Source organism: Celerinatantimonas marina (assembly GCF_046054165.1).
Taxonomy (GTDB): domain Bacteria; phylum Pseudomonadota; class Gammaproteobacteria; order Enterobacterales; family Celerinatantimonadaceae; genus Celerinatantimonas.
Map to the genome: position 1 here is coordinate 100858 of NZ_JBFNXK010000008.1, position 14133 is coordinate 114990.

General features: G+C 45.8%; 13 protein-coding genes. 6 read left to right on the forward strand and 7 right to left on the reverse strand.

The annotated features are described in order from the left end of the window. The first annotated feature begins 650 nt into the window (after positions 1–650). The 5 genes from ABUE20_RS10720 (at position 651) to ABUE20_RS10740 (ending at position 6256) form a co-directional block, all read left to right on the forward strand. A complete protein-coding gene (locus ABUE20_RS10720) occupies positions 651–2885 on the forward strand; it encodes an FUSC family protein (RefSeq protein ID WP_408619918.1) in 2235 nt (744 codons plus the stop codon). Between the two features lie 25 nt (positions 2886–2910). Beyond that, the gene (locus tag ABUE20_RS10725) at positions 2911–3579 is read left to right on the forward strand and encodes a TetR/AcrR family transcriptional regulator (RefSeq protein ID WP_408619919.1); all 669 of its coding nucleotides are present in this window, start codon (positions 2911–2913) and stop codon (positions 3577–3579) included. 61 nt (positions 3580–3640) lie between these two features. Beyond that, positions 3641–5155: an efflux transporter outer membrane subunit gene (locus tag ABUE20_RS10730; RefSeq protein WP_408619920.1), complete on the forward strand. Its 1515-nt coding sequence runs from the start codon at positions 3641–3643 to the stop codon at positions 5153–5155. 8 nt (positions 5156–5163) lie between these two features. After that, a complete protein-coding gene (locus tag ABUE20_RS10735) occupies positions 5164–5361 on the forward strand; it encodes a DUF1656 domain-containing protein (protein WP_408619921.1) in 198 nt (65 codons plus the stop codon). Between the two features lie 7 nt (positions 5362–5368). After that, complete coding sequence (locus tag ABUE20_RS10740; protein ID WP_408619922.1) at positions 5369–6256, forward strand: efflux RND transporter periplasmic adaptor subunit; 888 nt, start codon at positions 5369–5371, stop codon at positions 6254–6256. A gap of 117 nt (positions 6257–6373) precedes the next feature. On the opposite strand, the gene ABUE20_RS10745 is transcribed toward ABUE20_RS10740, so the two are convergent. The 6 genes from ABUE20_RS10745 to ABUE20_RS10770 form a co-directional block, all read right to left on the reverse strand. Beyond that, positions 6374–7468 carry a pectinesterase family protein gene (locus ABUE20_RS10745; RefSeq protein ID WP_408619923.1) on the reverse strand — a complete coding sequence of 365 codons (1095 nt, stop codon included), beginning with the start codon at positions 7466–7468 and terminating at the stop codon, positions 6374–6376. Positions 7469–7846: 378 nt separating this feature from the next. After that, positions 7847–8554, reverse strand: a complete 708-nt coding sequence (locus ABUE20_RS10750) for an ABC transporter permease (RefSeq protein ID WP_408619924.1) — start codon at positions 8552–8554, stop codon at positions 7847–7849. After that, positions 8551–9237 (reverse strand): ABC transporter permease, encoded by a 687-nt coding sequence (locus tag ABUE20_RS10755; RefSeq protein ID WP_408619925.1) that lies wholly within the window; start codon positions 9235–9237, stop codon positions 8551–8553. Before ABUE20_RS10755 ends, ABUE20_RS10750 begins: the two co-directional genes overlap by 4 nt. Positions 9238–9396: 159 nt before the next feature. Then, the gene (locus ABUE20_RS10760) at positions 9397–10179 is read right to left on the reverse strand and encodes an ABC transporter substrate-binding protein (protein WP_408619926.1); all 783 of its coding nucleotides are present in this window, start codon (positions 10177–10179) and stop codon (positions 9397–9399) included. Positions 10180–10212: 33 nt separating this feature from the next. After that, on the reverse strand, positions 10213–11031 hold the full coding sequence (locus ABUE20_RS10765; protein WP_408619927.1) for a carbon-nitrogen hydrolase family protein: 819 nt from the start codon (positions 11029–11031) through the stop codon (positions 10213–10215). Between the two features lie 2 nt (positions 11032–11033). Then, positions 11034–12209, reverse strand: a complete 1176-nt coding sequence (locus ABUE20_RS10770) for a methionine aminotransferase (protein ID WP_408619928.1) — start codon at positions 12207–12209, stop codon at positions 11034–11036. Between the two features lie 151 nt (positions 12210–12360). Between ABUE20_RS10770 and ABUE20_RS10775 the strand changes: the two genes are divergently transcribed. Then, positions 12361–13224, forward strand: a complete 864-nt coding sequence (locus tag ABUE20_RS10775; RefSeq protein ID WP_408619929.1) for a LysR substrate-binding domain-containing protein — start codon at positions 12361–12363, stop codon at positions 13222–13224. Between the two features lie 110 nt (positions 13225–13334). On the opposite strand, the gene ABUE20_RS10780 is transcribed toward ABUE20_RS10775, so the two are convergent. After that, positions 13335–13745, reverse strand: coding sequence for a MarR family winged helix-turn-helix transcriptional regulator (locus ABUE20_RS10780; RefSeq protein ID WP_408619930.1), 411 nt, complete (start codon positions 13743–13745; stop codon positions 13335–13337). Positions 13746–14133 lie beyond the last annotated feature (388 nt).

The window sequence follows — 14133 nt, forward strand, 5'->3', positions numbered from 1 at the left end:
TGTCTGGCAATTGCTTATTTAATGATAGTGGGTTTGCCGTCATGCGATGGTTTTTCAAGCACAAACTGACAAACAATATCCTTAACTGTTTTTGTTCATCCCTACGATTCCAAGGCAAAGATGGACTATTTTTATAAGATTTCAGGCAACTGGCACGCATATAGACCTCCATTAAAATGGGGCTGACATGTTCGTAAGGTCAGCTAAACATCAGCGCAAGTCGGTGCGATCCAAGTTTCTTTTAGATTTTTACCAGTACCATACAAATATCGACTCAAGACGGTAAAACTAAAGATGAAGTTGCCGAAACAGACCGAATAAAGGCTAAACAGATGTTGATTTAAGAGCAACATTCCACTATTCGCATAGCGCTTCAAATAATGATTTTTTAGTCAATATAAAGCAGCTGTAAAAATATATTTCTTTACTATCAATACTTGACTTTTGCTCACAAAAAGGGCTAAATATCAACAGTTGTTGATATATGATATTGTCCTTAAGACAGATACATTTCTTACACGAAACATTCAACTGCTGTACCTCATCATTCGGATTTAAATAGAACCATGCTGCGATGCCTCATCAGAACAATCCTCTGTTTCTGATGTTTTGTTATTGCGGCAGGATCATTGTTACTTGGGGATTGCTCAATGTTCGCCTTCACGGCTGATTTTTTTAATCGGGAAAAACACCTTCAGGCTCTCTCAGCCTGGTGCCGAACTCAGGGATTTGGTTGGGTCTACGTTTGCAAATTATTGTTAGGTGTCAGCCTGGCTTATTGGGCTTCAATGTTCCTAGAACTCTCGAGTACCCGTTCGGCAGCACTGACCGTCATCATCGTGATGCAGCCTCAAACAGGCCAGGTTTTCGTGAAAAGTATTGCCCGTATAGTGGGAACGGTCATTGGGCTGGCTGCGAGTCTGACCTTTGTCAATCTGTTCCATCAGCATCCCCCTTTATTTCTACTGGCAACCGCCCTTTGGTGTAGCCTCTGTATTGCCGGAGCCGTTCGTTTCCGGGATTTTCGGGCTTATGTATTTCTACTGGCGGGTTATACCGTTGGGATGATCGGTATTCCCGGAGCCATTGACCCCCATGTCGCCGTTGCTGTTTCAGTCAGCAGGATGCTAGCCGTCGCGTTGGGTATTGTCTGTGGCGGTTTAGTCAGCGCGACTATTTTACCGCGAACCACCAATGCTGCGTTTCAGAGCCTGTTAGCCCGGCGATTATTCAACCTTTGTCGCCACAGCTCCACTCTATTGCACCACCAGCTAAGTGAAAAAGATTATGAGCAAATTCGTTTACAATTAGCCGCTCAGGCCGTTAGTACCGGGGCTTTGCGTCAAGCCGCCAGCTCAGAAAACCCCAAAATTCGCCAACATCGCCAGCATTTAGTGGAACTCACGCATCTATTTTTAGATCTCAGTACTCGACTGCATACAATGGCCCGCTCCTATTTTGCTTTAAACCAAGATGAAATCACCCAAACCTTACTCGCCAAACGCTTTGACGATATGTCCATGCCGCTGGTGAATCTGCTGGATATTCTACAGGTTGATAACAAGCTTTCGAGTCACCATGTGGGCCAATATCTCGGAGCATTACGCCAGACTCGAGTCAAAGTACGATTACAAATTCGTCAAGCTCGTCGCCTACTTGAACAAGAAAAAGCATTTCAGGCACTGGATGACGCTCGTCAACAAGAACTTCAGGAACATTTTGAAACACTCAGCGAACTGTTATTCCGCTTTACCGACCAGTTTTATAACTACTGTCATAGCTACGCCAGTCTTGGGGATGACAAAGAGCACCCCAAATGGCACATTGAATTTGATTCACTCCGCCGACATTTCAAACCTTCCGTCAACTCGCTCTATGTTCTCAGTTGTGGGGCACGTTCAGTTTTAGTCATCCTGATTGTTTCCGCACTGTGGTATTACAGCGGTTGGTCTGGCGGAACGATGTTTGTACAAAATGGCATCATCGGTGCGACCTTGAGTGCAACGGCTGCAAATCCGCATAAAATGGCCGTGAATCTGGCCCAAGGTTCGATTGTCGGGTATATCCTCGGTTTCTCGATTACTTTCTTTTTACTGCCCAATATTGATGGTTTTGCATTATTGATATTGGCCCTCAGCCCGATCATTATTATTGGGGGATGGCTTACCCTCAATCCCAAATATGCGGGGATCGGCACCGGTGCCATGATTAACTTTTGCTTTGTGGCCTCGCCGCATAATCCGGCAGTTTTCAATCCACACCAGTTCGTCAATGACTCTATTGCCGGATTCACGGGGATGACATTAACTGCCGTTTTACTGGCCTTGCTATTCCCACCAACAGGGCGCTGGCTATCACGTGCGATGATCAAAGATCTGCGTCGTCTGGTGGCCGTTGCGATTACGGCACCACTAGATAATCTAAAAAGCCGGCTGGATACTCAGTGCTGCGATATTCTGCTCCAGACCTACAACGTGAGTTCCGGCCAAATTTTAGTACAGCGAAGTCTGATGGACTGGCATGCCAATGTCGAATCCGTCAGTCATGCGATTATCGAATTAAGGGCTCTGATCAACGCAATGCCCCAGGAGCAAGAACGGCCTCAGTGGCGGATTTTGATCAACCGGATGGGGATTGCACTCACGCATCTCTATCTCAAACCTTCGGCTCGGCATCATCAAGCGGCGCTCACGCATATCAATGAGGTGATCCAAGAATTAGAACCTCAGCTGGAACCCCTGATGGATCGTTTTAATCAATCCCCCAAACGTCAGATGATGAGTTACCTTCATTTTATTCGGTTTGCACTGAATGACTGTCAGGGCCCATTCCGAGATTATCTGGTTCCGCAACCGGCTCAATCTGATATCACTGTTGAAGCCTAACTGGCGACAGGCAAAGAGATAACCAATGACTGAAGAACCTCAAAAATCAACCCGAGGACGCCGTCAGAGCGGTCTTGAATCGGGTCGTAAAGCATTATTGAAAGCCGCTATGGTAGTTTTCTCCAAACATGGTTACGACTCAGGTAGCCTGCGGGCCATCGCCCGGCGGGCCAATGTCGATGTAGCGCTGTGTGCACGGCTCTTCGGGGGAAAGGCTCAGTTGTGGCAAGCCGTGATCGACTCACTCGTGGCCATTTTTGAACACGACATCAAAGAACAACTGGAGCAGTTGGTCAAATTGGCAAATACCGCCCCTTATGAAGCCATGCGACAGTTTATTGTGCTGTATGCCAAGCATTGTACAGCTAACCCTGAATTTCCGGCGTTCTTTCTACAAGAAGCGGTCAACTCACCGGAACGCATGGCCATCATCCGTGAACAACTGATGCGTCCCATGATGCACCCGGTGCTTGAGATAGCACAAAAAGCTAAAGTTGCGGGAGTGGTCCGTTTTGATGATCCCATCATTTTTATCCGGATGCTCACCAATTCAATCTCGCTGCTACTGGCCGCACCGGAGCAATTACCGAAACGAACACTGGCGGCCGGGAATTTAACTGAACGCATTATGAATGAAGCAATCAATATTTATCTGCACTCACCTGAAACTGAACAATTGAAATTCAAAGAGTAACTGTAACGTGGATAAGCTCATATACTCCAAAGCTCGATCATTGATGAAACGGAATTATCCAATGGCAAAAAATCAATTTAAAACAATCGCATGGCTCATGTCATTTATACTGATAAGTGGCTGTGCATCATTTCAAGGGATTAATTCCAAAGCGACGATCCAAAAGCCGGATGCCGTCTCACCGGAACAACTCAAAGAAGCCAGTAAACCGCTAGACTCAAAATGGTGGCAGGTTTTTCAAGATAACCAACTAAACTGGCTACTGGATCAAGGGACAGCCCATAGTCCCACGCTAAAACAAGCTGATGCCCGAGTTCGCCGGGCGCTTGCCAGTGCCGGCGAAGTCAAATCTGGAGATCGCCCCCATATCGATGCTAATGCCGACATGGGCTATCATAAATGGCCAGAAGACTCTCACTATGGCGGTGGACTCGCCGGTGAGCACACTTGGGACAATACGGCTAATTTACAGTTTAGTTATCATCTCGATCTCTTTGATCGCCAAGCCAACCGGAACCGTCAAGCCCACGCGAATATCGCATTATCTCAGGCCTCTGCCCAAGCGGCACGACTCCAGTTAGAAGGGAATCTGCTGCGGTCCTATATCCAACTCACACTTTATTATCAAGAACTCGATGTGGAACGGGCCCGTTTGGAACAGCAAAACCATATTGTCCGACTCAACCAACAGCGTCTCGATTATGGTTTAGGATCGCAGTATGACTTACAGCAATCGATGGCATTGCTGCCGATTACACAGCGACGGATCAGCGTGCTGCATGAGCAGATCAAACTCACTAAAAATCAGCTCATGACACTCGCAGGACTGCCTTTATCACAAACGGCTCAACTCCAACGTCCTTCGCTGGTACTGACCGATGAACTGCATCTGCCCCAGGCCCTTCCTATCGCGCTGATAGGTCACCGTCCGGACTTAGTCGCCAGCCGCTGGCAGATTGTTTCCTCAGCTCGAGGCATTGATCTGGCCAAGGCTGATTTCTATCCGAATATCAATCTCCATGCCATGCTCGGCCAGATGATGACATTAGGAGGATTAAGTAACTTTTTTGAAGCTAAAAACCGCACCTATTCCGTAGGGCCAGCTCTGTCACTTCCCATCTTTGATGGCGGAGCCCGTCGCGCTCGATTAGGAATCGCCACTGCGGATTATGATGAAGCGATTGAAGGTTACAATGCCACCTTACAAACGGCGCTACGGCAAGTCTCTGATGAGATGATCCGGCAACAATCGATCCGGCAACAGTCACAACTCGCCGATCTAGGCGTTGATCGAGCCAATCAAGTTTACACGACCGCTCAAGAAGCCTTTAAACGAGGACTTCGCGATTATCTGCATGTTCTCGATGCGCAGAGTCGTCTGTTTGATCAAGAAATCGCCCGAGCAACCGTCCAGTCAGAGTTAATGCGCTCTCAGGTTGATTTAGCGATCGCAATGGGGGGCGGGATTACATTTGAGTCAACTCCGGCATCACTGCAGTTACTCCCAACCCAAGCGGCTCAAGCCAAACAGGCTGCTGAAAAAACCGCTGCAACCACTGTCACCAAGCAGAACTAGGGGGATATATGAGAGAGATTGCATTTCATAGTTTTTATTTTCCAACTGTCACGCTGGTATTTGTACTCGGATACCTACTGACGTTTGCACTGGATCGGATCCTGATGACTTTAGATCTACATCGACACATCTGGAATCCAACTCTATTTCGAATTGCCAGTTACTTAGCCATCTGTTGTGGCATTGCACTGTTTATTTACGCTTGAGGAAGTTATGAGCCTGACCAAATTTTATAATATTGTGATTACACTGTTGATTGTCGTGGTCGCCATAGTGCTTGCCCGTATTCTGTGGCTCCACTATATGAACGACCCCTGGACTCGTGATGCCAAAGTACGGGCCAACGTCATTAACATCGCGCCGGATGTTTCCGGTTTCGTATCAGATCTATCGGTAAAAGATAACCAGCTGGTGAAAAAAGGCGATCTACTCTTTCGCATCGACCAATCCCGCTACCGTATTGCGCTGAATCGTGCCCAACATGAAGTAGATATGCGTAAAACGGATGTTGCACTGCGTGAAGATGAAGCTCGCCGTCGTCAAGATGCGAACCATCTGGTGGTCTCTCGTGAAGATACCAACCAAGCCGATAGTGCCTACAAAGTGGCTCAAGCTCAGTACCAGCAAGCATTAGATCATCTCGATTCAGCCAAACTAGATCTACAACGTACCGAAATTCGCGCTCCAGCCGATGGTTACATCACCAACTTAAACCTTCATGTCGGTGATTATGTTCGTACTGCGCAGCCCGCTCTGGCTTTGATTGATGAACACTCATTCTGGATCTATGGCTATTTTGAAGAAACGAAAATTCATCTGGTCAAAGCTGGTGAAAAAGCGAATATCACGCTCATGAACGGCTCAAAATTCGTGGGGCATGTCAGCAGTATTGCACGAGGGATCTACGACTCTGAAAACCCAGAAGCCAGTAACCTGATAGCCAACGTTCAGGCGACATTTGACTGGGTACGTCTGGCTCGGCGTATTCCGGTTCATATCACCATTGATGAATTTCCTAAAGATCAGGTGCTCTCCATGGGCATGACCTGTACGGTCACATTGGACGTTCCGCATCAACGAAAATGGTGGGATATCCTTTAAAACCATCCATTATCATTCGGGGACGCCATTCCCCGAATGATTTTCACTACATCCATTTTTATGGCACTGGGATCGTATGTCACATACGCAGCGCAGATCCGCCATCAGTCTCCAGCACTACTGCTGTTTCAGATACCAAAGCCCACCTAAAATATGTGGCAGATTAATCTGTGCGGCCTGTCGATAAGAGAGCTGCGGACGAGGATTGCTGCCATCACGGTAAGCACCCGGTCCGAAATTCTGAAACTCGGCAAAACGAGCATCATTCATCGGATCAAATGTCACAGTACTACCATCTTTACCATGCCCCGTCATCGACGCCCAATAATAGACATGATCATCTAAATAACTCCGGAAATACAGCGTATAACCAATCGCATCCGGATCAGCATAACGCCCATCGCTAAAGGTTCGGGTTGGATGCCAAGGCCGCCCCAGCCCGTAACTATGCGCAGGCACCCCAGCCTCTTTTCCGATATAACTGTAATAAAACACTAAGCCGTACGGAACATTGCTCATGGTACTGGGCGCAGTAACAAAGCCTATCGGCTGAGCATCAATGCCTCTTGGACGAGCAATAATGGCGCAACTGTCAAAAACCGCAGTCCCACCACCGAAGATAAAATCGACATTGCCTTTAATCGTACTATTACGAAAATAACTGGTACTGCCATCTTTCACATAGAGCGTATCCTGATATCCCAGTAATGTGACATCCTTTACTTTCACATGCGTGGCATTGGTGCCAATTAATAATGCAACGGCCTGAGAAGAACCAATTTTGGTCGCGTCATCACTTGCTTTGGCATCATTGGTTAGATAATCAAAACTATTTTTGACTGTGATATTTTTCAATGTCACATTATTGCCGTTAATGGCTAACACATAACTGCCTGAGGTTCCCCAATGATTCCCTTCAGCATCGTTTTGACCGGAAGCCGATTCATATTCAAGCACAGTCTTGTGCTGATCCTGACCATAAATAGAAATATTGGATTTTTTTAAATTAACTTTTTCGGTATAAATTCCATTTTTGACCAAGATCTTAAACCGGTGCTCAGATTGCTCCGGTGCCTGAGCAATCGCGGCACTCAGCGAACTATATTCATTCGCAGCCTTTGGCATTTTAGTGACGATCGCATCATAGTTCGTTGCATAGCAAGTGACCGTAAAACCTAACCCGATCAGTGGCATTAACCAAACTGGCTTCATCTTTCATTCCCTTAATTATGACTTAAATGGATTCAGATTGGATTCATCACACACCACAGATGAAAACAAAGCTTAAAAAATAAACATGATGGGTCATATTAGGGGAAGGTCACATATTGATAACGTTATGATTATCACACTATTAAAACATTGTTTTAATTATTGGGGTGGCATTCATCATTCAATGAACTCGAGCATCCATCAGACTTCACTGGATGACGATGAGCCAGTGGACTTTGGCTCAGAAAAATAACCTGCCAGCCATCCACAAACGAGAGCGGAATGAATGTCCGGAGCAGCCGAGGCGACTGAATTCCGGGTATCAGGACCTTAAGTGAAAAGCTTAAGCCCAAATCCCGGAATTCATTGAGATGGGAATCAAAGCGGTGATAAATGTTTCAGCCAGTGCCGCTCGGCTCGTTTGAATAACCAAATCAAACTAAATGAAATAATCATATAAATAATGGCGGCCAGTCCAAACGACTGAAACGATAAATACGTTGCTGAGTTAATATCCCGGGCAATCTTCAGAATATCCGGAACCGTCGCCGTAAATGCCAATGAGGTGGCATGTAACATCAGAATCACTTCATTACTGTAAGCAGGCATCGCATTACGCAGTGCCGACGGAATAATGATATGGCAATATAATTTCCAGGTGGAAAATCCGTAAGCTTTAGCCGCTTCAATTTCTCCTTTGGGGATCGAGCGGATGGCACCAGCAAAAATTTCGGTGGTATAAGCACAGGTATTTAACACGAGAGCCAAAATCGTACACCGATAGCCACTACGAAAAAACCAGTTTAAAAATTCAGTATGTCGCACCACATCCAGAGTATAGATCCCGGAATAGATGATGAGTAACTGAACATATAATGGTGTTCCGCGAAACACGTAGGTAAAGAGCCAAACCGGAAACTGGATCCAGCGTTTTTCCGATACCCGCCCGACCGATAACACAATCGAAATAGCGAAACCAAAGGCTAAAGACAGCACCAATAACCATAAAGTCACAACAACGCCGGTAAAATGATACCCATCCGTCCAGAGTAACGATTTGCCATATTCCTGAATCAGTTCAATCATGCGATATTTTTTTTCTGCTCAAATTGGTAACGACGCTCTAACCACCACAGGCCTGCATTAGACAAGGTTGTGAGCACTAAATAAATCACCCCGGCAAGTATCGTAAAGAAAAAGAAATGATACGTTCCTTTACCTGCATCCTGAGTGGCTTTAACAACATCCGCCAACCCAATCAAAGACACCAGTGCCGTTGATTTTAAAGTCACCAACCAGTTGTTGGACAGGCCAGGAAGTGCGTGACGCATCATCTGTGGAAACAAAATCAGCCGAAAAACCTGCCAGTTGGAAAACCCATAGGCTTTTCCAGCTTCTAATTGTCCCTTCGGCACCATCAAGAACGCCCCGCGAAAGGTCTCGGTAAAGTAAGCGCCGTAAATAAACCCGATGGTCAACGTTCCAGCCAGAAACGGATCAATCTCGATCTCCTCAACACCCAACAGATCGGTCAGATGATTCAGAGCAATTTGCAAACTATAAAAAATCAACAACATCAACACGATATCCGGAACACCGCGGATCAGTGATGTATAAGCTGCCGAGATACCCTTAAGATAACGATGACCAAATAACTTGCCACAGGCCCCAAATAATCCGAGAACAATCGCAACAATCACCGAACTAATTGCCAATTCAATGGTAATCAGGGAACCTTGCCAAATCAGCTCCCCATAGCCATAAAACATATCTTCTCCCAACGGCTGCCGAGATGATCTTAACCGACACAAAGGCCCGTTATCGTCAGCGTTTTACTAAAGGTATAAATACAAAAATGGAAGTGTTCATGACAAACACTTCCGATATCATTTGTTTTTCAATCTGTTATTTTGCCTTAATCGGCATCATTACTGATTGAGGCTTACATCGAAACCTTTAAAATATTTCTGGGACAACTGGTGAATCGTACCATCCTGTTGAACCTGTTTAATCGCTTTATTAATCCGTTCACGCAGCTGGTCATCACCTTTACGCAAACCAAAACCGATACCGATCCCTAACACTTTATCATCAGTGACGGGTTTACCGGCAAAGCCAAAATCTTTCCCTTGAGGTTTATCAAGAAAACCAGACTGACCAGCAGTTGACATCACGAGGGTGCCATCCAAACGGCCATTGGCCAAATCGTTGTAGACTTGGTTCTGATCTTTATAAGAAGTAATCGTCACCCCTTTAGGCTGCCAGTGTTTTTTAGCATAAACTTCCTGGATTGAGCCCTGCAGCACCCCGATATTTTTACCACGTAAGGATGTGGCCGTTGGTTCTAATGCAGCATCTTTACGAGCGATCAACTGAGTAGGGACCTGATAAATAGGATTGGTAAAATCAATCGCTTTGGCACGCTGAGCGGTAATATTCATCGCTGAATTGATCACATCGAATTTTTTCGCCTGAAGCGCTGGGATCAACGTATCAAATGCACTTTCTACCCAGCTACATTTCAGTTGTGCTTCACGACAAATCGCATTTCCCAGTTCGATATCGAACCCAACCAGTTTACCATCTGCAGTTTTACTCTCAAATGGAGGATACTCAGCTTCCAGACCATAACGCATGGTTGTTGTTTCCGCCAATGCACTATGCGCTGCCAGCATACCGACTGAAAGCATGAGTAACTTGATTTTTTTCATCGCTAATTCCTATTTATGCAAGTTATTAATTTTTTAAACTGATAACACTCGATGTGCTAAAGCCGGTAATTGTCGGCGCACAGTTGCTAAGCGCGTCTTATCTAATTCAGCGATGACGATACCATCGCCTTCTTGCCGTTCAGCCACTATTTCACCCCACGGATCGATAATGACACTATGGCCAAAAGTCCGTTTGCCACCGTCATGTTCACCCGTTTGCCCAGCCGCCAGAACATAGCACTGATTTTCGACAGCTCTGGCTTGCAGCAACAAATGCCAATGTGCCAGCCCGGTTTTATATGTGAATGCCGCCGGTGCCGTAATCAACTCATAATCTGGGCGCTGCCGATAGAGTTCCGGAAAACGCAAATCATAACAAACGGATGGCCGGATTCGGGCAAACGGCGTCTGAATCGTCTGAACCTGATCGCCGGGATAAAGCACGTCCGATTCTTGATAGGACTGCTCACCATCATCAAAACCGAACAAATGAATTTTATCGTAACGACCCACACATATACCAGATGGATCAAAGGTCAAATTCGTATTAAATACGCGATCGGGTTCCAGACTTTTAAGCGCAATCGTGCCGCCAGAAATCCAAACCCCATACTGTTTAGCCCAACCGGATAAATGTCGCTGCAGCAGACCATCCCCAAATACCTCAGCAAAGGATAGTCTATCGGCGTCGTTACGTCCCATCCAATAAAAATATTCGGGAAGTAAGACATAACTAGCCCCCTGCAAAACAGCCTCATTGATGAGTCTCTCAGCGGTTGCGATATTATATGCTATATCCGAATAACTATTCATCTGTATTGCTGCAATTTTTACATTTTTTGCAGAATTCATGATCAACCCCGGGCAAACGTAACAGAAGATAAAGCTTGAGCACCTTGACGAATGGTCTGTTCATCCTTCGCAAATGAAAGCCGGATCAGTTTTGGATCATAACCATCCGCGTAAAAAGCAGACAACGGGATCGTGGCCACTCGATTTTCACGGATTAAGCGCTGAACCAATTGCAGATCACTTTCATCACTCAGATGCTGATAACTGGCGAGCATAAAGAAGGAACCAGAACATGGCAATAGTTGCAGCGGACTGTTCGCAAGTTCACTGACGAGCAGATCGCGTTTTTGCTGATAAAAGCTACTCAGCGTCAGATAAGTTTGAGGATCACACATATATTCGGCAATCGCATGTTGAAATGGCGTATCCGCGGCATACATTAAAAACTGATGCACCTTACGGATCTCATCCATCAAAGCTTTAGGTGCCAAACAATAACCCACTCGCCAACCGGTCACATGAAATGTTTTACCAAATGAAGACACAATCACACTCCGATTAGCCAGCTCACTGTGCGTTGCCATCGAACAATGCGATTTACCATCAAAAATAATATGTTCGTACACTTCATCCGACAGGATCATAATTCCGGTATCGTGAGTAATCCGAGCCAGCGCCTGGAGATCATCAGCCGATAAAACCTGTCCACTCGGATTATGAGGGGTATTAATAATAATCATCCGAGTTTTCGGCGTCACCGTTGCAGCCACTTCATCCCAGTTGATGGCAAATTCAGGCAACTGTAACCGGATCGGAACCGGAACCGCTCCCTGCAACCGGATCACCGGTGAATAGCTGTCGAAAGCGGGTTCAAAATAAATAACTTCATCTCCCGGATGCACCAATGCCGAAATCGACGCATAGATCCCTTCACTGGCACTTCCGGCAATCGTAATCTCATCGGTGACATCATATTGGCGGTGGTATAGTCGTTTGACTTTCTCAGCCAGAATTTCTTTTAATGAAACCACGCCATTCATCGGTGCATACTGGTTAAACCCAGCCTGCATCGCGGCCGTAACCCCATCGATCAGTTTTGGATCAGGAGAAAAACTCGGAGCCCCTTGCGACAAATTAATCGCCTGATAGCGATTCACTAATTCTCCAATCACACTAAAAATTGTTGCACCAACATCGGGTAATTTAGAACGGGGAGCCACCGCAGCTTGCAATGTCATATCCATAACCTCTCTGAAGCCTATTGTCATGTTGAAGAAATTCATTTAAGCGAGCAACGATTGCTTTCACAATCGAATTATCGTCATAATAGCCATGATCAAAATGCATAGCTATTCATGCTCATGCGCATTTATCATCCAGGATTGATTGATGAAAACCCATGCTCCGCCCCTTTATGCCATGTATGTCTTTACGATTGTAGCCCGTCATCTTAATCTGACGCATGCCGCAAATGAATTGTGCATCACCCAAGGTGCCGTCAGCCGTCAAATAGCCAGTTTGGAAAACTATCTGGATTTTCCGCTCTTTCATCGCCATGCCCGAGGCTTGACCTTGACCAGCCAGGCTCAGCAACTACTCCCCGACTATTGCCAGGCATTTCATCTTCTGGAGCAAGCAAACGAAAAAATCCACCATAGCGAGACCTTGATCCGCCTTAAAGCCCCAACCTGTGCCATGCGTTGGTTATTACCTCGGCTGCAATTTCTCGAACAACATCAAGGCTATCAAATTGCTTTACAGACCACACAACAACATGGCGTTAACTTTCAACAAGAAAATGTAGACATCGCCATCATCTATGCCCATCACACGCCGCAGGCATACGCAGTAAAACTATTTGATGAACAATTAGTTCCTGTACTAGCCGCCAGCCCGTTATCGCCATTACCTGCGCCAGAGCAATGGTCGCAGCTTAACCTAACGTTCTTACATCCAAGCCCGGACGGCAGAGATTGGCAACACTGGCTGGAAACAGCGGGCATTCATCCCAAAATGCATAAAAATCAGTTCTTTGAAACCATGGATCTAGCTATCAATGCGGCGATCCAAGGATTTGGCATAACGGTGGCAGATATTCATATTATTGAGGATGATCTTCGACAACAGCGCTTACACATCGCAGCCAATCACCGCATCCAAACAGGAGCCGCCTACTATCTGGTTCCACATCCACAGCTCCAACATCGACTCACGCCTTTTATGGAAGCGTTAAAGACGGTTGAGCTTCATTGATGGTTTTAGCTTACGAGCGAAAAAGTTTATTGGTGCCCACCTTAAACTTAACCCTTTCAGATATCGATAGGGTCCATCTCCTCTGATTCCGGAGATTGGGGCTCCATCATCTACATCAGCAATGTCACCAATTGTTGACGTTGCTCTGTATCTAATCGCGCCAAGAATTGGCTATCTGTTGTTTCTGCAACAGGTTGTGCCGTTTCCAGTACCTGCTCACCCAGTTCAGTTAAAAAGATAAAACGTCGCCGCCGATCATTCGGATCCGCCTGACGATACACCAATCCCCTTTTTTCCAGACGATTCAACAGCTCCGCTAGCGTCGCTTTGGTACTGGCCGCCGCATTCATCAACTGAATCTGTTCAATACCGGGCTGATCTAAGACCGTTCTCAATACCGCATACTGAGGTTTGGTAATCCCAGGCATCGCTTTTTGCCAAACTGCCGTATGCTGCTGTAAAACCAGCCGCATTAAATAAAAAGCTTTTTGTCTGATTTCATGACCCTTGTTAGTATCCATACTCATCGCTGCTCCATATCCATCAGCACTTTGCTAACGATAGCTATTTTTAAAAGCGCATATCGTGGCATAGGTCCTGCTTTCACATCGGAAATTAAACTGTAAGGATTAGGCTCCCCTCAACCGTCAGACAAAATATAGATAAAAAAGCTATTTCGCACTTAAATCATGGTCAATGAGTCACTATCATGAGGAAACAGTATCAATCATAAATAGAAATACGTAAAAAATACGTTTAACCATATGATAAATATTGATTTTATTATTTTGTAATTCCTATATTGCTCCTCTTGTAAACCTGAATATTATTCAGTTAATGCTATCGCCTTATTATTTTCAGATACGGTATTCTCTCAACGCTCCCATCTCGGGGAGCTCCGACATCCAG